Source organism: Enterobacter sp. RHBSTW-00994, from assembly GCF_013782625.1.
GTDB lineage: Bacteria > Pseudomonadota > Gammaproteobacteria > Enterobacterales > Enterobacteriaceae > Enterobacter.
This window is the reverse complement of sequence record NZ_CP056199.1, coordinates 2,200,736-2,223,295: the sequence shown is the minus strand read 5'-3', so window position 1 is coordinate 2,223,295 and position 22,560 is coordinate 2,200,736. Positions and strand designations below refer to the sequence as shown.

Annotated in this window: 17 protein-coding genes; 8 read left to right on the top strand and 9 right to left on the bottom strand. The window is 53.4% G+C overall.

Features of this window, described 5'->3' with window-relative positions; translation table 11 throughout:
• Positions 1-247: 247 nt before the first annotated feature.
• Positions 248-1,171, top strand: coding sequence for a LysR substrate-binding domain-containing protein (locus HV346_RS10655; protein ID WP_181623452.1), 924 nt, complete (start codon positions 248-250; stop codon positions 1,169-1,171).
• A gap of 288 nt (positions 1,172-1,459) precedes the next feature.
• A complete protein-coding gene (locus HV346_RS10650) occupies positions 1,460-3,844 on the top strand; it encodes a glucose/quinate/shikimate family membrane-bound PQQ-dependent dehydrogenase (protein ID WP_181623451.1) in 2,385 nt (794 codons plus the stop codon).
• Between the two features lie 51 nt (positions 3,845-3,895).
• Here the strand turns inward: HV346_RS10650 and HV346_RS10645 are convergent, their stop codons facing one another.
• From HV346_RS10645 to HV346_RS10630, 4 genes are all read right to left on the bottom strand, one after another.
• Positions 3,896-4,387 carry a hypothetical protein gene (locus tag HV346_RS10645; RefSeq protein WP_181623450.1) on the bottom strand — a complete coding sequence of 164 codons (492 nt, stop codon included), beginning with the start codon at positions 4,385-4,387 and terminating at the stop codon, positions 3,896-3,898.
• 102 nt (positions 4,388-4,489) lie between these two features.
• Positions 4,490-6,181, bottom strand: coding sequence for a methyl-accepting chemotaxis protein (locus tag HV346_RS10640; RefSeq protein ID WP_181623449.1), 1,692 nt, complete (start codon positions 6,179-6,181; stop codon positions 4,490-4,492).
• A 156-nt stretch (positions 6,182-6,337) separates the two neighbouring features.
• The gene (locus HV346_RS10635) at positions 6,338-7,456 is read right to left on the bottom strand and encodes an S-(hydroxymethyl)glutathione dehydrogenase/class III alcohol dehydrogenase (RefSeq protein ID WP_181623448.1); all 1,119 of its coding nucleotides are present in this window, start codon (positions 7,454-7,456) and stop codon (positions 6,338-6,340) included.
• Between the two features lie 33 nt (positions 7,457-7,489).
• Positions 7,490-7,765: a metal/formaldehyde-sensitive transcriptional repressor gene (locus HV346_RS10630; RefSeq protein WP_134350232.1), complete on the bottom strand. Its 276-nt coding sequence runs from the start codon at positions 7,763-7,765 to the stop codon at positions 7,490-7,492.
• A gap of 162 nt (positions 7,766-7,927) precedes the next feature.
• Here HV346_RS10630 and HV346_RS10625 point away from each other — a divergent pair, with 162 nt between their 5' ends.
• Positions 7,928-8,674 (top strand): DeoR/GlpR family DNA-binding transcription regulator, encoded by a 747-nt coding sequence (locus tag HV346_RS10625; RefSeq protein WP_181623447.1) that lies wholly within the window; start codon positions 7,928-7,930, stop codon positions 8,672-8,674.
• A 13-nt stretch (positions 8,675-8,687) separates the two neighbouring features.
• The gene (locus HV346_RS10620; RefSeq protein WP_181623446.1) at positions 8,688-9,761 is read left to right on the top strand and encodes an oxidoreductase; all 1,074 of its coding nucleotides are present in this window, start codon (positions 8,688-8,690) and stop codon (positions 9,759-9,761) included.
• Between the two features lie 39 nt (positions 9,762-9,800).
• Here the strand turns inward: HV346_RS10620 and HV346_RS10615 are convergent, their stop codons facing one another.
• Together HV346_RS10615 and cybB are read right to left on the bottom strand one after the other, a co-directional pair.
• Positions 9,801-11,057: an MFS transporter gene (locus HV346_RS10615; RefSeq protein WP_181623445.1), complete on the bottom strand. Its 1,257-nt coding sequence runs from the start codon at positions 11,055-11,057 to the stop codon at positions 9,801-9,803.
• 49 nt (positions 11,058-11,106) lie between these two features.
• Positions 11,107-11,637, bottom strand: coding sequence for a cytochrome b561 (cybB, locus tag HV346_RS10610; RefSeq protein WP_181623444.1), 531 nt, complete (start codon positions 11,635-11,637; stop codon positions 11,107-11,109).
• Between the two features lie 189 nt (positions 11,638-11,826).
• Between cybB and gap the strand changes: the two genes are divergently transcribed.
• Positions 11,827-12,828, top strand: coding sequence for a type I glyceraldehyde-3-phosphate dehydrogenase (gap, locus tag HV346_RS10605; protein WP_181623443.1), 1,002 nt, complete (start codon positions 11,827-11,829; stop codon positions 12,826-12,828).
• A 39-nt stretch (positions 12,829-12,867) separates the two neighbouring features.
• Here the strand turns inward: gap and aldA are convergent, their stop codons facing one another.
• Entirely contained in the window at positions 12,868-14,307 is a 1,440-nt protein-coding gene (gene aldA, locus HV346_RS10600; protein ID WP_181623442.1) for an aldehyde dehydrogenase, read from the bottom strand.
• Between the two features lie 194 nt (positions 14,308-14,501).
• Positions 14,502-15,305 (bottom strand): YdcF family protein, encoded by an 804-nt coding sequence (locus tag HV346_RS10595; RefSeq protein WP_181623441.1) that lies wholly within the window; start codon positions 15,303-15,305, stop codon positions 14,502-14,504.
• Positions 15,306-15,691: 386 nt separating this feature from the next.
• Between HV346_RS10595 and HV346_RS10590 the strand changes: the two genes are divergently transcribed.
• Positions 15,692-17,011, top strand: a complete 1,320-nt coding sequence (locus tag HV346_RS10590; RefSeq protein WP_181623440.1) for an MFS transporter — start codon at positions 15,692-15,694, stop codon at positions 17,009-17,011.
• Between the two features lie 184 nt (positions 17,012-17,195).
• On the opposite strand, the gene hrpA is transcribed toward HV346_RS10590, so the two are convergent.
• Positions 17,196-21,098: an ATP-dependent RNA helicase HrpA gene (gene hrpA / locus HV346_RS10585; RefSeq protein ID WP_181623439.1), complete on the bottom strand. Its 3,903-nt coding sequence runs from the start codon at positions 21,096-21,098 to the stop codon at positions 17,196-17,198.
• Positions 21,099-21,302: 204 nt separating this feature from the next.
• On the opposite strand from hrpA, the gene azoR reads away from it, so the two are divergent.
• Positions 21,303-21,908 (top strand): FMN-dependent NADH-azoreductase, encoded by a 606-nt coding sequence (gene azoR / locus HV346_RS10580; RefSeq protein WP_181623438.1) that lies wholly within the window; start codon positions 21,303-21,305, stop codon positions 21,906-21,908.
• Positions 21,909-22,106: 198 nt separating this feature from the next.
• A complete protein-coding gene (locus HV346_RS10575; RefSeq protein WP_181623437.1) occupies positions 22,107-22,502 on the top strand; it encodes a VOC family protein in 396 nt (131 codons plus the stop codon).
• Positions 22,503-22,560 lie beyond the last annotated feature (58 nt).

Genomic DNA, 22,560 nt, shown 5'->3' with positions numbered 1-22,560 from the left:
TGGAGTGTAGAAAAGGCCGTTCTGGTCGGCGGGAAGAATTTACGATTTGTGATCTGGACAGGCGAGTGGTTAAAGCCTGTGCTTTACAGGAAAAGCGCAGGATATTGCCCGAAGAGAGAAAAATCCCTGCCGTTGAAAAAAATCTTGTAACTCAAACAGATCAAATGTTAAAAATATTTTGCTATCAGGTTATCAAAATTAAACAACTTAACTTGTCACCCGCACCGCTCTGTTTTTAACATCGCCTATGGAAAAAAATGGTTTGTTCAGTCAGCGCATACGCTTGCGCCATTTGCATACATTTGTAGCCGTCGCTCAACAGGGAACGCTGGGGCGAGCGGCTGAAACCCTTAACCTGAGTCAGCCTGCACTCTCAAAAACGCTGAACGAGCTGGAACAACTTACCGGAACCCGCCTGTTCGATCGTGGACGTTTGGGCGCACAACTCACGCTGGTGGGCGAACAGTTCCTGACCCACGCGGTAAAAGTCCTGGATGCACTCAATACCGCAGGCCAGGCACTGAACCGTAAAGACGAACACAGCAACGAGATTGTTCGTGTGGGAGCCTTACCGACGGCCGCAATGGGTATCCTTCCCGCCGTCATTGGTCAATTTCATAAACAGCAAAAACACACCACGATCCAGGTCGCGACCATGAATAACACCATGTTGCTCGCGGGGCTGAAATCAGGTGAGCTTGATTTGGGGATTGGTCGGATGTCCGACCCGGAGTTGATGACAGGCCTCAACTATGAACTCCTTTTCCTGGAATCACTGAAGCTGGTGGTACGCACCAATCATCCCCTGTTACAGGATACCGTTACCCTGAGTCGGGTCATGGAGTGGCCCGTTGTGGTTTCCCCAAAAGGTACAGTGCCGCGGCAAAATGCCGAAGCCCTGCTACAACTTCAGGGCTGCACGCTGCCAGGTGGCTGCATTGAAACCCTGTCGGCATCACTGTCGCGTCAACTGACAGTGGACTTTGACTACGTCTGGTTTGTCCCCTCAGGTGCGGTTAAAGACGACCTGCGCCACGGAACACTCGTTGCCCTGCCGGTCACCATCCCTGGCGCGGGTGAACCCATCGGTATTTTAACCCGCGTCGACACGCCATTATCGCCAGGCGCGCAAGCGCTGCTCAGTGCGATACGGAAATCCATGCCTGCCTGACACGCCCTTCATTCGCACGGACAGAACCCGTCTGAAGACGGGTTTTTTACCTCTTCTGATCAAATAATGCGAAATCATTTATTAACAATTGCGTAAAACATTTTAACAGTTTTATCATAGCCACGAATTCACCAAATGGTTCATTTGAATATTTGGATAGTGGTTCAAAGCGCAATTAACACGGTAATAACCGTAAGAAACTATCATATCCTCGTCTTTTATTACCCATTTGGTACAGATGCCGCACAGCACAGACCTGAAAAGACGGGAGTATTTAAGGAGACAGAAATGGCATTTGGCAGCGCACCGCGCGGGATACCTCGTATCCTGCAGTGGCTCCTTGTCGGGCTGATGACAATCATCGGTCTGGCTGTTGGCGGGTTGGGCCTTAAGCTCGCCACCGTCGGCGGAAGTTGGTACTTCATGATAATGGGTGTGGTGATGGTGATTTCTGCCATCCTGATCCTCACCAACCGCATCAGCGGCATTGTGCTGTATGCCATCGCCTTTATCGCCTCGATTTTCTGGGCGGTGGGCGATGCAGGCTGGGATTTCTGGCCACTCTTCTCTCGCCTCTTCACCTTCGCGGTTCTGGCATTCCTCTGCACCATCGTCTGGCCTTTCCTGCGAGCAGCAAACAGCAATGCACCGGTCAACAAAGCCCCGTCGTTTGGCCTTGCGGCCGTACTTGCGGTTCTGATGCTGGTAAGCGTGGGCTGGATGTTTAAACCCCAGACTCTGGTGAGCGCCAGTGAGCCGGTTCCGGTTAAACCTGTCGCCCCTGGCGAGCAACAAAAAAACTGGGAGCACTGGGGGAATACCACGCACGGTGACCGCTTTGCCGCGCTTGATCAGATCAACAAACAGAACATCAACGACCTGAAGGTTGCCTGGGTTGCCCATACGGGAGATATTCCGCAGAGCAACGGTTCGGGCGCAGAAGATCAAAACACCCCGCTTCAGGTTGGCGACACGCTCTATGTCTGTACTCCATACAGCAAAGTGCTGGCGCTGGATGTTGATTCCGGGAAAGAGAAATGGCGTTACGATTCTAAAGCCACCGCCCCTAACTGGCAGCGTTGCCGTGGTCTTGGATATTTTGAAGATCACAGCAGCGTGACAACGTCACAACCCACTGTGCAGCCTGCCGCCTGTCCACGTCGCCTGTTCCTGCCAACCACCGATGCCCGTCTTATCGCCATCAATGCCGACACCGGCAAGGTTTGTGAAGACTTTGGCGATCACGGTATTGTCGATCTCAGCGTCGGCATGGGTGAAATCAAACCAGGTTATTATCAGCAAACCTCAACGCCGCTGGTTGCGGGCAACGTGGTGGTGGTCGGTGGACGCGTTGCAGACAACTTCTCCACAGGTGAGCCGCCGGGAGTGGTACGCGCTTATGACGTTCACACCGGGAAACTGGCATGGGCGTGGGACCCCGGTAATCCGAACCTGACCGGTCTGCCGCCGGAAGGCCAGACCTATACGCGCGGGACGCCGAACGTCTGGTCTGCCATGTCGTATGACGCCAGACTGAACCTGATCTATCTGCCAACCGGTAACGCCACACCAGACTTCTGGGCCGGTGAACGTACCGCGCTGGATGATAAATACAGTTCATCGATAGTGGCCGTGGATGCGACGACCGGTCAGGTACGCTGGCATTTCCAGACTACCCACCACGACCTGTGGGACTTTGACCTGCCTTCACAGCCACTCCTGTACGACCTGCCTGACGGTAAAGGCGGTACAACGCCTGTACTGGTGCAGACCAGTAAACAGGGCATGATCTTCATGCTCAACCGTGAGACGGGCAAACCGGTCGCGAAAGTAGAAGAACGTCCGGTTCCGGCCGGAAACGTCGAGGGTGAACGTTATTCCCCTACTCAGCCTTACTCCGTTGGCATGCCAATGATTGGCAACCAGACGCTGACCGAATCAGACATGTGGGGCGCAACGCCGGTTGACCTGCTGCTGTGCCGTATTCAGTTTAAAGAGATGCGTCATCAGGGTGTCTTTACGCCTCCGGGTCTTGACCGTTCGCTGCAGTTCCCTGGATCCCTTGGCGGCATGAACTGGGGCAGCGTCTCTGTTGACCCTAATAACAGCCTGATGTTTGTGAATGATATGCGTCTGGGGCTGGCAAACTACATGGTTCCACGCGCAAACGTCGCCAAAAATGCCAGCGGTATCGAGATGGGTATCGTCCCGATGGACGGTACGCCATTTGGCGCAATGCGTGAGCGTTTCCTGTCACCGCTGGGCATTCCATGTCAGAAACCGCCGTTTGGTACGATGTCAGCCGTTGACCTGAAAACCGGCAAACTGGTCTGGCAGGTTCCGGTTGGAACCGTTGAGGATACCGGCCCACTGGGGATCCGCATGCATATGCCTATCCCAATCGGGATGCCAACACTGGGTGCGTCACTGTCAACCCAGTCCGGTCTGCTGTTCTTTGCCGGTACTCAGGACTTCTACCTGCGCGCATTTGATACCGCAACAGGTAAAGAGATCTGGAAAGACCGCCTGCCTGTGGGTAGCCAGTCCGGCCCGATGACCTATGTTTCACCGAAAACCGGTAAACAGTACATCATCATCAACGCAGGCGGTGCTCGTCAGTCGCCGGATCGTGGTGATTACATCATCGCGTATGCGCTGCCGGACAAACAGTAACAACAGAAACAACAAGGGGCCTTGCGGCCTGAGGGATCCCCAGAAACATCATCAATACACCATGATGATGTTTCGATAGGCCCTTGCCATATCTGCATATACCCTGTCGGGGTTCATCCCCGACAGGAGCCCCGGTGACTGCCGGATGACATTTTCACTCAATGTCAGATACGACAGCACCCTGCGTGATTTCTCACTGTTCGCCTGGAACCATCGATTTATTCCCTTACTTTCAAGGTAATATCCCGTCAGCCATAGGATGATGCTGTAGAGAACTGCAACCAGGCAAAGCACGGATAGTCTTTTTTCTCCCCGACTTTTACTTGCCCGCAGTCCCAGCCCATAGCGCTCGCTTTTTTCATCTCTGATAATCTTGTGCTTAACACGTGCGGGGCCTGGCAGGTATCTGCCGATGCTGGTAAGAGAAAGCGAAGCACCACGTGTCAGGGCCACGGTCATATCGAGCAGGGCGTTTTTACGGTACTGATGAATGGAGTTCAGGGGCTGGCTGAAAAATTTATGGCAAACTTGTGAAGCAGGCATAGAGGAGTGACCTTACTTTTTGGTGGAACACTAAGTAGATCACAACCTTCTATGCCTGTCTTTATTTATGGGGAGCCTTCAGGCCTTGCGGCCCCTTTTTTATCAGAAGGTTTCCCAGTTATCGCCACTGCTGGCCGATACCGGGCGCAACGCCGTCGGTTTTACCGTTGGCTGAGCACGCGGCACACGGCTCTGCGTCGCGCCGTTTAAACGGAATGCGCCTACAGCTTCCGTCAGACGTGCACCTTGTTCTTCCAGCGACGCCGCTGCTGCCGAGGCCTCTTCGACCAGTGAGGCGTTCTGCTGCGTCACTTTATCCATTTCAGATATCGCCTGGCTTACCTGCACAATACCGCGACTCTGCTCATCAGAGGCTGCTGCAATTTCCAGCATGATATCGGTGACACGTCTTACGGCATCAACAATCTCACTCATGGTATTGCCCGCCGCCACTACTTCACCAGATCCCTGGTCAATCAACGATACGGATTCATTGATCAGGCTTTCGATCTCTTTTGCCGCGTTTGCACTACGACTGGCAAGCGTTCGGACCTCGCTGGCCACCACCGCAAAACCACGGCCTTGTTCACCCGCACGCGCAGCTTCTACCGCAGCGTTCAGGGCCAGAATGTTCGTCTGGAAAGCGATGCTGTTAATCACCGCGGTAATTTCAGAGATTTTCTTCGAACTACTGGAGATGTTGCCCATCGTTTTGACCACACCCGAAACCATCTGACCACCGCGGCTGGCTTTGCCGGAAGCATCTTCCGCCAGCTTGCTGGCATGGTGAGCGTTATCGGCGTTCTGTTTCACCGTTGCCGTCAACTGTTCCATACTGGCAGCGGTCTGCTCAATGGCTGCCGCCTGCTGCTCGGTACGGGAAGAGAGATCGGTGTTACCCGCGGAGATCTCGCTCGTCCCACGATAAATCTCTTCTGCACCCTGACGCACCGTTCCTACGGTATCTACCAGCGAGTGCTGCATGGTTTGCAGGTCACGCGTCAGACGACCAATTTCACTGCGCCCCGCTGCATCATCTGGCATCGTCAGGTCGCCCTTCGCGATGTTCTCAATGCGAGTCGCGGCGCGTTGTAACGGGTTGATAACCGTCCGGCGCAGCACCACGAATGTCATGGCGGTCAGTACCAGAGCCAGGGCGAATGCCCCCACCATAAACATCAATCCTAACTGTGTACGGGTATGTGCAAGGGCAGTCAGTTCGTTGGCGCGGTCAGTACGGATCTTAATCGCTTTTAACAGCACGCCGTTGTAGGCATCATCCAGAGGACGCGCCGTTTCATTTTCATGGTTAATGATGGCCTCAAACATGCCGTTTTTAGCGTATTTGAGCATTGGCTGCAGGCCGGCAATGTAGGCTTCGTATTTGGCTTTCAGATCGGTATCCAGGGCTTCATCTGCTGGAGTCCGTACCGAACGGTGCAAATAGGCGTTAAAGCTCTCTTGCGATTGCTTAATGCGCGTTTCCGCCTCGCTGATGTTTTGCTTCATCGCATCCATTTCGGCAATACGGCTCGCCGCACCTGCGTGGATCATGTTGATTCGGGCGGTCCGCAGATGGTTGGAGCTATTCGATAGCCCCATACGGACCTGAATTTCTGACGTGACATCCTGCTGATCGGTATCCGCTTTTAACAGGAAATATCCCGCAAGGGCGGAGCTCAAGGCAAACAGAAGAATAATGCCACCGAGAATGGAGGAAAACAGCGGAACCAGCCTGATATGATGCAAGAAGCTCAGCTTTTGCTGCGCCTGCATCGATGTTGTGTTGTCCATGACCGTCGACTCTCTTATAGGTAAGATGCGTAAAAACACGCCTGTAAAAGAGTCATCGGCACGGCAGGGAATTTGATTACAGAGAAAAGCGCTAGCTACGTCACACTTTGAATAATAAGTAAAAAACGCCAGCGGAAGGCTCCGCTGGCGAGAGGATTAGTGATCCCCGAAGTGGATAACCGTACGGATAGATTTCCCTTCGTGCATCAGGTCAAATGCTTCGTTGATCTGATCCAGCGGCAGGCGGTGCGTAATGAACGGATCGAGCTGAATTTTCCCGGTCATTGCGTCCTCAACCATACCCGGCAACTGCGTGCGCCCTTTCACACCACCAAACGCAGAACCGCGCCATACGCGCCCCGTCACCAACTGGAATGGACGAGTGCGAATTTCCTGTCCTGCCCCCGCTACACCGATGATAATGCTTTCGCCCCAGCCTTTATGGCAGCATTCCAGCGCCGATCGCATTACGTTAACGTTGCCAATGCATTCGAAACTGTAATCCACGCCGCCATCCGTCAGCTCAACGATCACATCCTGAACGGGTTTGTCATAATCTTTCGGGTTCACAAAATCGGTCGCACCCATTTCGCCTGCCAGGGTGAACTTCTCAGGGTTGGTATCCACCGCGATGATTCGACCCGCTTTGGCCTGTACTGCGCCCTGGATAACCGCAAGACCAATCCCGCCAAGGCCGAATACCGCAACGGTATCGCCTTCTTTCACTTTAGCCGTGTTGTGGACGGCGCCAATACCGGTAGTCACGCCACAACCCAGCAAACACACTTTGTCCAGGGGCGCTTGTGGGTTCACTTTTGCAAGTGAGATTTCCGCACACACGGTGTATTCGCTGAAGGTACTGGTTCCCATGTAGTGGTAAATCGGCTCGCCGTTATAGGAGAAACGCGTGGTTCCGTCTGGCATCAGCCCTTTACCCTGCGTAGCGCGAACCGCCTGGCAGAGGTTGGTTTTACCGGATTTACAGAACTTACACTCGCCACATTCAGCGGTGTAGAGCGGGATTACGTGATCGCCTGCTTTCAGGCTAGTCACACCCTCGCCCACTTCCACTACGATACCGCCCCCTTCATGGCCCAGAACGGCCGGGAACACACCTTCAGGATCATCGCCAGACAGGGTAAATGCATCGGTGTGGCATACGCCGGTGTGGGTAATTTTGATCAGCACTTCGCCTTTTTTTGGCGGTGCAACGTCAATTTCAACGATTTTCAGTGGCTGGCCTGGGCCAAATGCGACAGCTGCGCGAGATTTCATAATGTCTCTTCCCTTGTTGTGAGGTCTGTGGGTTTATTTTAGATAAGAGCGCAGCAAATGGCCGACTTCTGCCATGCGAACAGCTCGCTGATCCGGCGTTGTCTCCCCCGCGACCAGCTCATCTTTGAGGTGAATTTCAACCATTTCGCCCATCAGGCCATTCGCAGCACCGCGTACCGCGGCGATTTGCTGAAGGATGGCAAGACAGGGTTCGCCAGATTCCAGCGCCCTTTCGAGGGCATCAACCTGCCCCCGAATGCGACGGACGCGGGTAAGGATGCGTTTTTTATCTGCGGGTGAATGTGGCATATGCTCTCCTACATACTATAGTGGGGTATGGTATATGATCCTGGTGAACATTGTAAACATGAAAGTTCAGCGCAAAAACGCTTGCCCAGGAAATGGCGTTCCTCTTTCCGTCAAATGCTGTAATATGCAAGTTATTGCGACATTTTGCGGGTTCAGAAAATAATGCATAAGACCGCCAGACAAAAATATATTATTGATATTATTAGTGAAAATGGTCAAGCCAGCATTAGCGACCTCGTGGAGACATTGCATGTTTCTGCGGATACCATCCGGCGCGATCTCAGCGATCTTGAAAAACAAGGCCTGGCGCAGAAAAACCACGGGGGCGCAATCGCTCTCGATCTCTCCGCCATGCATCGTCAGGGCAGAAACACCTTGCTCCCCCACACCAAACAGCGCCTGGGTAAGCGGGTCGCAGAAAGCGTTCCGCCAGGCTCTACGCTGTTTCTGGATGCCGGAAGCACGGTACTGGCCGTCGCGACCTTTCTTCAGGGGCCGCTGACGGTCATCACGCCCTCCCTCGATATTGCCCACCACTTTAGCGATCGCAGTGATATCGAATTGATTCTCCTGGGCGGTAAGTGGGATCAGCGGCAACGTTTATTCGCCGGGAGTGCAACGCTCTCCCTGTTGTCCCGATACCGGGCCGATATCGCCATTCTGGGAGCATGCGCCATTCACGCCACCCTGGGTTTAAGCGCCAGCCAGGAAGCCGATGCCGAAGTCAAACGGGCGATGCTGGACGCAAGTCAGCAACACTGGATCGTTGCCGACCATCTGAAACTGAACCACTGCGAGCCATACCTGGTCGCCGGGTTATCTGAAATTCATCAACTGTTTTTAGACTGTCCCTGGGACGAGCTTGGGGACAATAGCGCATTGCACGTCACAATTGTTGATGCGAAATAACGTGGAGAGGATCATGAACAAAGTTAACAGTAAGACAATAAATGTTGCGCTGATCGGTTATGGATTTGTGGGTAAAACCTTCCATGCCCCGCTGATCCAGTCCGTTGACGGACTTAAGCTGGCGGTAGTCTCTTCCCGCGATGAAGAAAAAGTTAAACGAGATATCCCGGACGTTATCGTTGTCGCCTCGCCAGAAGAGGCCATACAGCATCCTGATGTTGATCTGGTGGTCATTGCTTCTCCTAATGCCACCCATGCACCGTTGGCGACACTGGCCTTACATTCGGGGAAGCATGTAGTGGTTGATAAACCCTTCACGCTTGATATGCAGGAAGCGCGTAATCTGATTGCTCTGGCGGAAGAAAAACAGCTGCTGCTTTCCGTCTTCCACAACCGCCGCTGGGACAGTGATTTTCTCGGCATTAAGCAGGTCATTGAACAAGGGCTTATCGGTAAAGTTAAACATTTCGAGTCGCATATTGACCGCTTCCGCCCCGAAGTGCGTGTGCGCTGGAGAGAGCAGAATGTTCCGGGCAGTGGTTTATGGTTTGATTTAGGGCCACATCTGATAGACCAGACGCTGGAGCTGTTTGGCCTGCCTCAGTCCGTGCAGGGCAATATTGCCACCCTGCGCAACGGCGCTGAAATAAACGACTGGGCGCATGTGGTTTTAAACTACCCGGAACATAAAGTTGTTCTGCATTGCAGCATGCTGGTTGCGGGCGGCGTGTCTCGCTTTACCGTTCACGGAGACAAGGCGAGCGTGGTGAAAGCCAGCATCGATCAGCAGGAAGCACAGTTACTGGCAGGCGTGATCCCGGGCACTGAACACTGGGGAGAAGACCGCGACAGCATGGTGTTGTTCGACGCCAGTGGCGAACCGCAGCGCGTGAACACGCCGAAGGGCGATCAGCGTCAGTACTACATCAACGTACGTGATGCACTGCTCGGTAAAATCGACAACCCTGTCCACCCTGTGGAAGCATTAGCCGTAATGGCCGTACTGGAAGCGGCAGTAAAATCATCGGATACAGGCACAACGCAGACGCTGGGATTAACGGCGGCAGAGCGGGTTCATCTGCAATAAAGAATGTGCAGGGTCTGCGGTTATCCGCAGGCCACCCTCTTAACGCGGTAGCCGCTGCCCTGCCGTCTCTCTGGCACACAGCACCGTCAGGAAGGTCACAAAGGCGGCGCCCATCACCACCCAGGCCGGTGAAAAAGGATTACCCGTCATCGACATCAACCAGGCCGAGAACCAGGGAGTGATCCCGCCACACACCGCCACCGTCACATTGTAGGCAATGGCCATGCCACCAACGCGGATGCGTGTCGGGAATAACTCCGCCATTGCGGCATTACTCGCCCCATCAACCGCCGCAATACACAATCCAAGAATGAGCATGGCCAGAACGGCAGAGAACATATCGCCTCGTGCCATCAGCATCATCGCGGGCCCTGTAAAGAGGATGAAACCCACACACCCTGCCAGCATCAGAGGTTTACGCCCCACGCGATCGGATAATGCCCCCATTACCGGCACGATAACGGCAATCACAAATAATCCAATCGTAGTGATCGCATAGGCATCCAGCGTTGAGTGCGGCATTTCGCTGGTAAGGTAGTTGGGGATAAAGGTTTGCAACGTCCAGTGGCCCACCGCTTTGATGACCACAAAACCAACACAGAATAAGAGCGCCCCTCTTGAATGCACCATTGCTGTACGGACGGGCGAAGCCTCCGCCAGACCATTTTTAACCGTTGCCAAAAATTCAGGAGTGTCTTCCAGGTGTTTTCGCAGATACAGGCCAACCAGCCCCAGCGGCCCGGCAAGCAGAAAGGGAATACGCCAGCCCCACGCATTCATTGCCTGTTCGCCCAGTCCTGCTGTCAGCAGGAATACCAGACCAGAACCGGCAACAAAGGCCATAAAACCAAAATTATCTATCCAACTGGTGAAATAGCCGCGACGCCGGGAAGGTGCATATTCAGCAAGAAAAGTGGTTGCGCCAGCACTTTCGCCCCCGGCCGCAAATCCCTGCACCAGCCGGGTGATGACCAGTAACACCGTGGCGCTGACACCCAGTTGCGAGTATGTCGGAAGAAGCCCCATCACAAAGGTCGCACCGGAGGTGAGCAAAATGACGGTGACCAGCACTTTTTTTCTGCCGACCCGATCCCCACGAGAGCCAAAACAGAGGCCACCAAGCGGGCGCATAATGAACCCTGCGCCAAAAACGGCAAACGAAGAGAGAAGCGCGACGGCCTGGCTTTCTGCATGGAAAAATTGCATGCCAATCATCGCAGCAAGCGTGCCGTAAAGACCAAAGTCGAACCACTCAACAAAATGACCAATACCGGTGGCGAGCACGACTTTGCGCATTGTTCTCACGGCAACACTCTCGTTTCACATGCCCAATGGCCGATGAGGTTTACTGACGTTTCTTCGGCATCATGCGCAGCAGCGTATTGTCCTTCCAGTAATAGTGGTGAGCCAGCGCCGCCAGCGCATGCACGCCAATCAGGAAATACCCTGTATTCGCCAGAATAGAGTGCCACTCTTTTAACAGATCAACGCGATCAAAATTGGCTTCGGCAGCATGCGGCATGGTAAGGCCGAAGGCGTACCAGTCATTGCCCCGATAGAACATCATAGTCAGGCCAATCAGCGGTAACGCAATAAACAGCAAGTAGACCAGCAAATGCCCCAGATGCGACATACCGGTGATCATCGGCTTCGGTTTAGGCTGAATCGGCGGTGCGGGGAATTTCAGTCGTACCAACAAGCGCGCCACCATTAACACCAGAATGGAGATGCCACAGGAGACATGAATCATGTTAATCAGAGGGCGAGCGGTACGTGGAAAGAAGCCTCTGAACTCCATGGCACAATAGGCCACGATGACTAACAGAAACACCAGCCAGTGAATGCCGATTTGCAGCCCTGTATATTTAGTACGCATGTGATTTCCTGATAAATGACAAATACAGCGCCAACATAACCACCTTTCCTTAAAAATTCATTAACTTTTCTGTATGGTTTTTCAAATACTTCCTCAGGCATGAAGCATCTTCAATTGCCGCCCGGCCCGACATGGTCTAAGCCTGGATGAGTTCAAACTGTCGCTTCATAAAACCATCAGGAGTCGCTCATGAGCAAAATTGGCATTAACGGATTTGGTCGTATTGGACGTCTGGTTCTTCGTCGCCTTCTCGAAACGCAGGACAGCAATACCGTAGTCGCGATCAATGACCTTACCTCTCCAAAAGTACTGGCATACCTGCTCAGGCATGATTCGAACTATGGTGAGTTTCCGTGGAGCGTTGATTTTACGGAAGACTCACTGATTGTGGATGGCAAGTCCATCTCGGTGTATGCCGAGAAAGAGGCGAAACACATCCCCTGGAAGGCGGCCGGAGTGGATCTCGTCGTGGAGTGCACCGGTTTTTATACCTCTGAAGAGAAGTCCAGAGCACATCTGGATGCGGGGGCTAAAAAAGTGCTGATCTCTGCCCCGGCGGGCGAGATGAAAACGATCGTCTTTAACGTTAATGACGATACGCTCGCCAGCAGCGATACCATCATTTCCGTTGCCTCTTGTACCACCAACTGTCTGGCGCCACTGGCGAAAGTTCTGAATGATGCTTTTGGCATTAAAGTCGGCACAATGACCACCATTCACGCCTATACCGGCACACAGGCGCTGGTTGATGGCCCGCGCGGGAAGGATCTCCGCGCCTCACGTGCGGCAGCGGAAAACATCATTCCGCATACCACCGGAGCGGCAAAAGCTATCGGTCTGGTTATTCCGGCGCTTAGCGGGAAGTTGAAAGGCCATGCGCAGCGCGTCCCGGTGAAAACGGGCTCGGTCACCGAACTGGTGTCGATTCTGGATAAAAAAGTCACCGTGGAAGAGATCCACCAGGCACTGAAAAAGGCTACTGAGAATAACGAATCCTTCGGATACACCGACGACGAAATCGTCTCTTCCGATGTCATCGGCTCACATTTTGGCTCGGTATTTGATGCCACTCAGACAGAAGTCTCTGAGGCGGGTGAAGTCCAGTTGGTCAAAACCGTGGCCTGGTACGACAACGAATACGGGTTTGTAACTCAACTGGTGCGGACGCTGGATAAATACGCCGCACTCTAGTTCAACGTCCCCCTCTCTTTTCGGGAGGGGGAACTCGCGTTATGACTGTAAATACACAACCTGCGTTTGCAGATATTCATTCAAACCATGCTTGCCGTCAGCACCACCAATGCCCGACTTACGCCAGCCTGCATGGAATCCTTGCATGGCTTCAAAATTCTCGCGGTTGATGTAGGTTTCGCCAAACTTCAACCCTTTAATGGCTTTCATCGCCACATTCAGATCTTGTGTATAAACAGAGGAGGTCAGGCCATACTCGCTGTCGTTTGCCATTTTCAGTGCCTCTTCCAGCGTGTCAAAGACCACCACGGGCAACACCGGACCAAAAGTTTCTTCATGCATGATCGCCATCTCCTGGCGGACATCCAGCAGCAATGTTGGCGGATAATAGAACCCTTTACCTTCAACCGCCTTACCGCCAAGCACCACTTTCGCCCCTTGCTCTACCGCACGAGCCACTTTCTGCTCCACGCGCGCCAGCGCAGCGGCATTAATCAGCGGTCCCATGGCAATGTCGTTGCGTTCTGCCGGGTTGCCAAACTGTACGGCTTTCATGGCCTCCCCCAGACGGTTCACAAAGCGGTCATAAATCCCTTTCTGGACATACACCCGTTCTGCACAGTTACACACCTGCCCGGTATTGATCACCCGCGAATCGACAATCGCTTTAACGGCCAGCTCAAGATTGGCATCATCCATCACGATGGCTGGCGCTTTTCCGCCTAATTCCAGACCGACTTTGGTGATGTTTTTTGCTGCGGCGGCCATGATCTTCTCACCCGCCACCACGCTGCCCGTCATGCTGACCATCGCCACTTTTGGGTTACCCGCCAGCTCCTGGCCCACGGTTTCGCCTCTCCCCAACACCAGGTTAAAGACCCCTTTTGGCAAGCCGATTTCGTCGACAATTTTGGCAAACGCAATGGCATTGTTCGGGGTGAATTCGCTGGGTTTAATAACAATGGTATTCCCGGTCAGCAAGGCTGGCGCCAGTTTTCGGGCAATCAGGAAAAACGGGAAATTCCACGGCAGGATCCCGGTGGTGACTCCCAGAGCGCGCCTGAAGACGAGAATGTTTTCACCTGGTCGATCGCTCTGGATAATTTCACCTTCATAGCGACGCGCCCACTCGGCCATGTAGTCAATATAGTCGGCAGTAAAAGCCACTTCGACCTCTGCCAGTTGCTGGATTTTTCCACCTTCCGCGACAATTAAAGCGCTGATCTCGCTGGCACGTTCGCGGATCCCGGCAGAAATTTTACGCAGCCAGTTTGCTCGCTCAATGGCAGGAAGCGCTTCCCAGCCAGCCTGTGCCCGTTCAGCCGCGTCAATCGCTTTACGGGCATCGTCGGCACGCCCGTCGGGGATGCGGGAAATGACCGCCTCCGTTGCCGGATTAATCACATCAATCCAGGCATCCCCCTGCCAGGCGACAAACTGTCCATCAATATACATAGGATGTTGTACGGGTACTGTCATGACCTGCTCCTGTAATTATGCTGTTCTTAACACGTAAAATTATTGTTAAAAATTACAATCACAGGGCGCTATTCCTGTTCTGTCACACCGTTTTTGTGAGACATCTCATAAAAGAACTGGATCAGCTGATTTTTAAAATTACAAACGGGCAACATAAAATGCCCGTTTGCGATAAACCCAGCGCAAACGGGCAATCACTTACTGAGAGCACGCCGGGTCAGGGCTTCGGTCAGAATCACATCGTGACGTAATACCTCCCATGCAGCGCTCACCGCAGCGGGAAAATCAACATGGACGATAAAATCACGCCCGGCCGGACCATAGCCGCTTGCATCATCATACAGACGAGGAAGTTCCCCCAGTACCAGCGACAGATAGCGTTCAACGCTCCACAACCCCTCGCCTCCACCGCTGAACACCACGCTATTTTCGCCGTTTTGCAACTGCGGACTGACGCCTGGGTGGCTCACCCAGCGTGGTGAGGAAGGCTCATCGCGACAAACCCGGGCAAGCGTCGCAATAGTACGCCGTTGCATGGTGGGATCCTGCACCACCAGCACACGTTCAGCGCGCCACTGATGCGTTTGCATCATATGCCAGCTAAAGCGCGCATTTTCACCGCAGTTGGTTGAGCGATCCTCCACCCAGACACGATCTTGCGGGATGTGCCAGAACTGGCGTGCGATGTCAGCCAGGATGCTGGCTTCTGCCCGATCGGCTACAGGAAGCGTGTGGTAGCGCGGATGAGCGGCAATCGCACCGTATAAAAATGTCGTCGAATGGCCAATACCGCCGCTAATCAGTAGCGGAACCTGATGCTCAGCAGCAAGCCGGCATGCAGCATCAATGGACGGGATCACCGCATTCCCCGCCAGTATCACGGCATCGATATCCTGGGAAGTCTCGCTGCGTAAATCCTCCTGCGCCAGCCAGCGACCTACTGTGTTGACGGCTGCCAACGTAGCCTCTGGCAGGCAGGGAAAGCCTGCCTGAATCATTGTATTCTCCTGTTCTCATTTCCATTCAGGGTAACGGTTTTCACCTGATTAAACAGCGGCGTCCTCTCAAAGCGGCCCTCTGTTATCGCGCCGTGTGTCATTTTTCTGAAATAACCAGAAACATCCAAAAACAGACAGGTTGCACCTGCATTTTATTCTCACAATGCTCAATCAAACAAAACATCACACCGTTAAACACAAATATAAAAGCACCAATTGCTGATAAATACACCGTGATCTGACCAGTTTACTCCCCTCTCCGCTTGCCAAAATTAACACCCAATTCTAAGTTGCTTAACAATTTAACAACACTTACTTCTCCAGGTTGCACCTGAAGCGCGTCGGGTGACACCTCTTTTCTTCTCTACGTGACGAGGTTAGGGATCATGACAGAACATGAAAGCACGGCAACGGTATTACGAAAAAACAAAAAGGTGTTGATTGCCAGCCTGACGGGCAGCTCCATTGAATGGTTTGACTATTTTCTCTATGGCACAGCTGCGGCGCTGGTGTTTAACAAGATCTTCTTTCCCATGGTGGACCCGGTCATTGGGTTGATTCTCTCGTATCTCTCTTTCTCATTAACCTTCTTCATCCGCCCCATTGGCGGGGTACTTTTCGCCCACATCGGGGACCGTATTGGACGTAAAAAAACGCTGGTGTTAACCCTTTCGCTTATGGGGGGTGCAACCGTGGCAATCGGCTTGCTCCCGACCTATGACATGATCGGGATGTGGGCGCCAGCCCTGCTGATCCTGATGCGAATCATCCAGGGGATGGGAATTGGTGGGGAATGGGGTGGCGCACTGCTTCTGGCGTATGAATATGCCCCTGAAAAACGAAAAGGCTTCTTTGGCAGTATTCCACAGGCGGGTGTAACCATCGGTATGCTGATGGCAACCTTTATCGTATCGCTAATGACATTGTTCAGCGAAGAAGATTTCCTTTCCTGGGGCTGGCGTATTCCGTTCCTGTTAAGCTCGGTGCTGGTGCTGATTGGTTTGTGGATCCGCAAAGACATCGACGAAACACCCGATTTCAAGAAAGTGAAAAAATCTGGCCAGGTGGCCAAAGCACCGCTGCGTGAGACGCTGAAGTATCACTGGCGTGAAGTGCTGATCGCCGCCGGACTGAAGGTCGTGGAAACCGCTCCCTTCTATATTTTCTCCACCTTTGTGGTCAGCTATGCCACGACCACACTGACATACCAAAAATCACAGGCACTTGAGGCAGTAACCCTCGGCGCACTGGTGGCCACTATCATGATCCCGCTCATGGGACTGTTGTCCGATAAAGTTGGCCGCCAGAAAATGTATGCCGTGAGCGTCTTTGTGCTGGGGTTGTTTATCGTACCGTGGTTTATGTTGCTCAATACCGGAACAACCTGGGCGATCGTGCTCGCAACGGTGATTGCCTTCGGTGTGCTGTGGGCGCCTGTTACCGCGGTGCTGGGAACCCTCTGCTCAGAAATCTTCAGCGCCAACGTTCGCTACACTGGCATCACGCTGGGCTATCAGCTTGGTGCAGCCCTGGCTGGGGGCACTGCGCCACTGATCGCCACAGGATTGCTGGCAAAATATGACGGAGACTGGGTTCCGGTTGCCTGGTATCTGGCAGTCACGGTGACAATTTCACTGATCGCGATTTTCTTCGCCAGCCGGATGAAACGCATCCCTGCCATACAGGCCAAACCCGGCGAGCTTTAATCCTCTGGTGGCCAATGAGCCTGGTCGCCCTTTCCTCCCTCCTGATCTCATTAACATTTGATTAATGATCAAAAATCATAGGTAGGGATTAAGGGCTGGGATGGGTTTACGCTGGCGATTGTAAACGGGTGAAGAATGGTGTGGCCTGATTCCCTCCCCCTTGGGGGAGAGGGAATCAATGCCGTTAACCGGAAATCTGCTCCATTGCCTGCAAAATACGCTTATCTGAAATCGGATATGGCGTCCCCAACTGCTGAGCAAAGAAACTGACGCGCAGCTCTTCAATCATCCAGCGGATCTCCTGCACATCGTCATCCTCACGGCGTGCTGGCGGCAGTTTGTTAAGCCACTGCTGCCAGGCCTGTTGGACGCTTTCCACTTTCAGCATCTGCGCACGATCCCGGTGGGGATCGATGGCCATTTTTTCCAGCCGTTTTTCAATGGCGTGGAGATAACGCAGCGTATCGCCCAGACGTTTAAAGCCATTGCCGGTCACAAACCCACGGTAAACCAGCCCCGTCATTTGCGCTTTCACATCGGATAATCCCAGCGCCATGGTCATATCAACCCGCCCTTTCAGACGCTTATTGATATTAAAGACCGCGGTCAGGATCTGCTCCACCTGTTTGGCAATTTCAACGACGGTATCGTTGAGTTCAGCGCGCACCTTGTCGTGCAATCTGGCGAATGCATCTTCCGTCCAGACCGGGCCACCGGCTTCGTTGATCAGTTTGTCCACACCGCAGGAGATGCAGTCATCAATCAGATCCAGCACTTTGCCATACGGGTTAAAATAGAGCCCCAGTTTGGCTTTGTTCGGTAACTTCTCGTGCAAGTACTTAATGGGCGACGGAATGTTCAGCAGCAGTAAACGGCGCAGGCCGCGCCACATCATCTGTTGCTGTTCCTGTTGGTTATCGAATAGCTTGATCGCCACGCTGTCACGCTCATCCACCAGCGCAGGCCAGGCTTTCACCTTGTAGTTACCGCGTTTCTGCTCGTAGCTTTCCGGCAACTGACCAAAGCTCCAGATATGCAACCCGCTCTGTTCAATACCATCGTCCGCCACGGAGGACAGCGTTTCCTGAACTTTGCCTTTGAGCACCTCTTTCAGTTCAGTCAGCGAGCGTCCTTCCTGGAGCTTTTTGTTTTTGTCATCCACGACGCGGAACGTGATTTTCAGGTGATCGGGAACCTGATCCCAGTGCCAGGAATCCCGGTCAATCGTTACCCCTGTCATTCGGCGCAGTTCGCGCTCCAGCGCATCCAGCAATGGCAGTTCCAGCGGCGTCACCCGGCCCAAAAAGGCCTCGGCATAGTTAGGTGCTGGCACAAAATTACGACGTACCGGTTTTGGCAAAGACTTGATCAGCGCAATCACCAATTCGCGGCGAAGCCCTGGGATCTGCCACTCAAATCCACTCTCCTCAACCTGATTGAGTAACGGCAGAGGAATATGCACCGTCACACCGTCCGCGTCTGCGCCCGGTTCAAACTGGTAGGTCAAACGCAGTTTGAGGTTGCCCTGATGCCAGAAGTTCGGATAGTCGAGCTTGCTGACCTGTTCCGCCCCTTCTTTAATCAGCATGCTCTTTTCAAAGTTGAGCAGATCTGGCGCGTCTTTACTGGCTTTCTTCCACCAGTTGTCGAAATGGCGAGCAGAAATCACATCGTGGCTGATACGCTGATCGTAAAACTCAAACAGCGCCTCGTCGTCCACGAGGATATCGCGGCGACGTGACTTGTGCTCCAGCTCTTCCACTTCAGCACGCAGTTTGAGGTTTTCCCGGAAAAAGGCATGACGCGTCTGCCAGTCACCTTCCACCAGCGCATGGCGAATAAACAGCTCGCGGCACAGCGCCGGGTCGATCTGGCTGTAGTTCACTTTACGGGCTGCAACCACAGGCAGACCGTAAACGGTCACTTTTTCGGTCGCCATCACCGCGCCCTGCGCGCGCTCCCAGTGTGGTTCACTGTATGCGCGTTTCAGCAGATGCTGAGCAACCGGCTCCACCCATTCCGGGTCGATTCGCGCGGCGATACGCCCCCACAAACGGCTGGTTTCCACCAGTTCCGCCACCATAGCCCACTTCGGTGGCTTCTTGAATAAGCCGGAACCTGGGAAAATGGAGAAGCGTGCGTTACGTGCGCCGGTAAATTCCTGTTTATCGGTATCTTTCATCCCGATATGCGACAGCAATCCGGTCAGCAACGCGATATGGATCTCGCGGTATTCTGCCGGTTCACTGTTGACCGGAATACCCAGTTCTTTCACTACCTGGCGCAGCTGTGTGTAGATATCCTGCCATTCGCGGACGCGCAAATAGTTGAGGAAATCCACACGACACTGGCGGCGGAACTGATTTGACGACAGCGCTTTTTGCTGCTCACCCAGGTAGTTCCACAGGTTCACGAAAGCGAGGAAATCGGACTCTTTATCATGGAATCGACGGTGTTTCTCGTCAGATGCCTGCTGTTTGTCCATCGGGCGCTCACGCGGGTCCTGAATGGAAAGTGCAGACGTGATAATCATCGCTTCACGCACACAGCCGTGTTTTTGCGCCTCCAGCACCATGCGCGCTAAACGTGGGTCAACCGGCAACTGGCTGAGCTGACGGCCCATCGGCGTCAGTTTATACGCCGTTGCCTGCTCATCAGTGGTGATTGCACCTAACTCTTCCAGCAGACGTACGCCATCCTGGATATTGCGTTTATCCGGCGCTTCAACAAACGGGAACGCGGCAATATCGCCCAGGCCCAACGCGGTCATCTGCAAAATAACCGATGCCAGGTTGGTACGCAGAATTTCCGGGTCGGTAAATTCCGGACGCGACAGGAAATCATCTTCCGAATAAAGGCGAATACAGATCCCTTCCGACACACGGCCACAGCGCCCTTTACGCTGGTTAGCCGAGGCCTGCGAAACCGGCTCAATCGGCAGGCGCTGTACTTTAGTGCGGTAGCTGTAGCGGCTGATACGCGCCGTACCGGGGTCGATAACGTATTTAATACCCGGTACAGTCAGCGAGGTTTCCGCCACGTTAGTGGCCAGCACAATGCGACGCCCGTTATGTGCCTGGAATACCCGATTCTGTTCACTGTTTGATAAGCGCGCATAAAGCGGCAGGATCTCGGTATGGCGCAGGTCGCGCTTGCTTAGCGCATCAGCGGTGTCACGGATTTCCCGCTCACCGCTCATGAAGATCAGGATATCGCCCGGACTTTCGCGCCCCAGTTCATCCACCGCATCAAAGATCGCCTGCAACTGGTCGCGTTCTGTATCTTCCGCCTCTTCCACGACAGGACGATAACGCACCTCAACCGGATAGGTACGGCCAGAGACTTCAATGATCGGCGCATTGTTAAAGTGGCGCGAGAAACGTTCAGGATCGATGGTCGCCGAGGTAATAATGATTTTGAGATCCGGGCGACGCGGCAGCAACTCACGCAGATAACCCAGGAGGAAATCAATGTTCAGACTGCGCTCATGCGCTTCATCGATGATGATAGTGTCATACTGCATCAACAGACGGTCCTGCTGAATTTCCGCCAGCAGAATACCGTCGGTCATCAGTTTGACCATGGTGTTATCGCTGACGTGATCGCTGAAACGCACCTTGTAGCCAATGCAACCGCCCGGCTCCGTCTTCAACTCTTCGGCAATACGGTTTGCCACGGTACGCGCCGCCAGGCGACGCGGTTGGGTATGGCCGATCAGACCTTTAATACCGCGCCCCAGCTCCATACAGATTTTCGGCAACTGGGTCGTTTTTCCCGACCCGGTTTCCCCCGCCACAATCACCACCTGGTGATCGCGCACCGCTTCCAGAATTTCCTGCTTTTTCTGGCTAACGGGCAGGTTTTCCGGGTAGTCAATCACCGGACGCGCCGCTTCGCGCAGCGAAACTTTCCCTGCGGCTTGTTCAATCTCTTTAGCCATCTCCTGGTAAATGGCCTGTTGTGCATCAGGATTTTTAACCTTCTTCACACCATGCAGACGGCGGGCAAAACGCTGTTTATCGCGCAGCATCAGCGTATCAAGCTGCTGCATGAGCATCGGGAAGGTTAATTTTTGTTGTTCTGTCATAGCGTTAACGGGCAGTGCTCTGCCGGGTAAAATCTCATTTTAATGATTGGGATAGAGTACCACATCGGCGCTTTCTACGCCTTATTCAAAAAAATCGAACATAGGATTCGATATATTGCGCTATCCCTGCGGCAGGATTGTGAATAGAGTGTCAACAAGCAACGGGGCAACCCCCTTCAATCAAATACAATATAGGAATCACCCATGAGCAAAGTATTAGTTCTTAAATCCAGTATTCTGGCAGGGTACTCTCAGTCCGGTCAGCTGTCCGATTATTTCGTTGAACAGTGGCGTGAACAGCATAGCGCTGATGAAATCACCGTCCGTGATCTGGCCGCAAACCCGATTCCTGTGCTGGATGGCGAACTGGTTGGCGCCCTGCGTCCGAGCGATGCCCCACTGACTCCGCGTCAGCAGGAAGCGCTGGCGCTGTCCGATGAACTGATTGCTGAGCTGCAGGCTCACGACGTTATCGTGATCAACGCCCCAATGTACAACTTCAACATCCCGACTCAGTTGAAGAACTACTTCGACCTGGTTGCACGTGCTGGCGTAACCTTCCGTTACACCGAAAACGGCCCAGAAGGCCTGGTGAAAGGTAAACGTGCGGTGGTTCTGACCAGCCGTGGCGGTATTCACAAAGATACCGCAACTGACCTGGTTGCACCGTATCTGACCATTTTCCTGGGCTTCATCGGTATCACCGATGTGAACTTTGTGTTCGCAGAAGGTATTGCTTACGGACCTGAAGTCGCGACCAAAGCACAGTCTGACGCGAAAGCAGCAATCGACAGCCTGGTGGCTGCATAAGATTTCCCCCTCTCACCGCCTGGTGGGAGGGTTTTTCTTTTTCTCCTTCCCGTTTTCCCCTTCGTGAACATCCATTTATCACCACACTCTCGCCCGATTGTTCCCTTGCGCAAAACAGGAATACCTGCGTAAACGCACATCCGGGTGATATAGTCTGGCCGCAAAATACCGGTTTCATTGCAAAGGAAGGAGTGGCTTTTGAGAACACAAAAAAGATGCATGGGCCATGTGGCCATCGTTGTTGATGATTACGATCGCGCCATTGAATACTACACCAAGAAACTGGGTTTTAAGCTGGTCGAAGACACACCCCAGCCTGGGAAACGCTGGGTTGTCGTGACACCGAACCCGGAAAGCGACTGCCATCTTCTGCTGGCACGGGCCTCCAATGACACGCAGGAAGCGTTTATTGGTAATCAGTGCGGTGGGCGCGTTTTTCTTTTCCTCCAGACCGACGATTTCTGGCGTGACTATAATGCCATGAAGACGGCTGGCGTTCAGTTTTGTGAAACGCCGCGCGAGGAAGAGTATGGAACCGTCGTCGTATTTGAGGATCTCTACGGAAATCGCTGGGATTTATACCAAAATAAGTGATATCAGGAAGCGCCTTCTGGCGCCTCTTCTTATTGACGACGTAAGGCTGTGTTCAGAA